Origin of the sequence: Xanthomarina maritima (assembly GCF_008084905.1) — a bacterium.
In the GTDB taxonomy this organism is placed as follows: domain Bacteria; phylum Bacteroidota; class Bacteroidia; order Flavobacteriales; family Flavobacteriaceae; genus Xanthomarina; species Xanthomarina maritima.
In genome coordinates this window covers 1-2,830 of sequence record NZ_VSFC01000058.1, presented here as the reverse complement: position 1 = coordinate 2,830, position 2,830 = coordinate 1, and the positions used below count along the sequence as shown (strand labels likewise).

The window sequence follows — 2,830 nt, the reverse complement described above, 5'->3', positions numbered from 1 at the left end:
GTTGCTGCTTGAATTGAAATGGTTGCCTCTTCTGTACATAAAGTATTAGTATCTGTTATAGTAATGGTATACAATCCTGATGGCACTCCAGAAAACACATTTCCAGTTAAACTTATAGATGCTGGATTTGGACTAATACTATAGGTATAAGAACCTGTTCCTCCAGATCCTGTTACTGTTATTACACCATCATCATCATTACATGTTGGTATTGCCGTAACATTCGGTATAATTCCTAATATTGGTGCTATATCTACTGATACTAAATTTCCACAGCCATTCACATCTTGCACTTCTATAGTATGAGTTCCTGATGTTAAATTAGTAATAGTAAATGGAGCTGTCTGCGATTGAAAAGCTCCTCCATCTATACTATAAATGTAAGGTGATATTCCTGCTGAAGTTAGAGTAACATCTATTTCAAACGTCCCTTCTACTCCAGTACATTGATTATTTACAGTTGCTGAAATTAATGGACTTGGGTCCATTGGTAATACAACAACAGGACTTGTAATGACACAGCCATAAGCATCTAATACATGAACATAATAATTACCAGCATTCATATTAAAAGTACTTGCCGAAGCCCATGATGGGTCTGTAGCAAGTGGAGATGCTGGTGTTGTTGTTATTTGATATAAATAAGGAGCTGTTCCATTATGACCAATAGCACTTATAACACCAGAATTGGCATTACAATTAGCATTCTGATCAACTGATACTGATAAGTTTAAGAGTATAGCTGATTCTGTAATATTAAATGGAACAGTTACAACACTACATCCACTATTAACCCCAGAAGTTTCGCTTATTAATACATAATAATTTCCAAAAGGCAATGGTCCTAAATTAGACACAGTAAGAGATCCTCCTGCTGGTACTATTCCTACTCCAGAAACACCTGTTGTTGCTAATGTTAATGAATCAAATATTTCATAAGTAATACTGGTTGCTGTTCCATAGACACTATTAACTGTAAATGTCACATTCCCATCAGCACTTCCTGTACAAGTAATATTATTTGCTGTTACAGCTGTTGCCGTTAACGTTGAATTAGTAGGTATAGGTGTTGTTGCTGGCTCATAATAACTACAGTTTGTAGACGCATCAAAAACTATAAAGGTATAAGTTACTCCTGGTGTTAAACCTGTAAATGTTGCTGATTCACTTCCTGGTGAATCTTCTGGAATCCATGAGCCTCCAGGTGGTGTTCCTGTTGCTGGATAAATACTAAAGAAAAATGGCCCGGAACTACTTAAGGTTGAACCAATACTGACTACTGCTTCTCCTCCTAAAAGACAATCTACTGTTGCTGAAATACTAATATCTAAATCTGTTGGAGGTGACGCTACTAATACATCCTGAATCAATACAGAACATCCATTGGCATCGACTACATTAATTTGATATAAACCAAAATCTACAACATCAAAACTAACAGATGTAGATCCTGTTGTATTTAATTCTGAATTTGAATAACCATTGGTTCCAGTTACAAAATAATTATAAGGAGCTGTTCCTCCTGTAACACCATCAATTATGATAGAGCCTTGAGAAACACCTCCTAAAGTACAAGTAATATCAACCGTATGATAATTCACTACAATAGGATTTGGCTCAGCTATAATGATGGTATCTGTATCTGTACAAGAATTTCCATCCGTTAAGGTGATGGTATAAGTACCTGCAGTTAATCCTGAAGTTTGTGTGCCATAATCAACTCCTGTTGTATTGTTATACACATTTATTACATAAACTGGTTCGCCAACTGCTGTATTAATAGTTACTTGAATTGCTGCATTTGAATCTCCTGGACATAAAATTTGTTGGGTTTGTACTACTGAAAGTATTTCTGGTAAGGTTAACAAACCTATAGTATTTACTCCAGATTCTGCAGTACAGCCTAAAGAATCTGTTATCTGAAACTGGAAGGTTCCTGAGGTTGCTGTAGTATAAGTAAATGGAGAGCCTGTAGCTCCTAAATTGCTATATGCGCCACCATTAATTGATACTGCATAAGTAAATGGTGGTGTTCCACCCATTATGGTACCTGTTATAATAGCATCTGGTGATGATGTACAATCTAAATCTTTTGTAATAATGGTGCTTACCGTTAATACTGGTAAAGGAGCAATAGTATAAGATTCTAAATAAGTACAATCATTTTCATCATTTACTTGAAAAGTATAAGTTCCAGGTGGTAAATCTGAGAAAACATTAGATGTTTGGTATGGCGTTGCTTCTGAAGCTGGAGCAATTATTTGATATTCTAAGACTCCTACTCCTCCAGTTGTACTCGTTATTGTTATAGTTGTTGTATTTAATGGACAACTTAATGGTGTGTTACTAAATGTTATATCTGTTGGTGGATATAATGGATCGATTGTTATACTATTTGTAATAAATGTACATCCACTTGCATCTTGAATTGTAATGGTATAAGTTCCTGCAGTTAATCCAGAAAAAATATTACCAGATTGAAAAGTAACTCCATCTATACTATACATATATGGTGGTGTTCCTCCTGAAACTCCTGAAACTGTAATAACACCATTTGTTGTACATGTATATGGAGTTGTTAAAGTAGCTGTTCCGGTAAGTGGTGCACTTTCAGTAATAATAATTGTCTGTGGTGCTGTAAGACAAACATCTGGACCTGTAGTATATTGCACAACTACATCATAACTTCCTGCTGAAAGACCTGCAAATACATTTGAATTAACAAAAGTTACGCCTCCATCGATACTATACATTAAACTATTTCCATTGGGATTAGTAACATTTACTGCTATTGAACCTGTTGATGCACCTGCGCATAATATATTTGTTT

At 35.2% G+C, this 2,830-nt stretch carries 1 pseudogene; it reads right to left on the bottom strand.

The window, feature by feature from the left end:
- Positions 1-2,830, bottom strand: a pseudogene (locus tag FVF61_RS12145) (SprB repeat-containing protein); the annotation flags it as partial.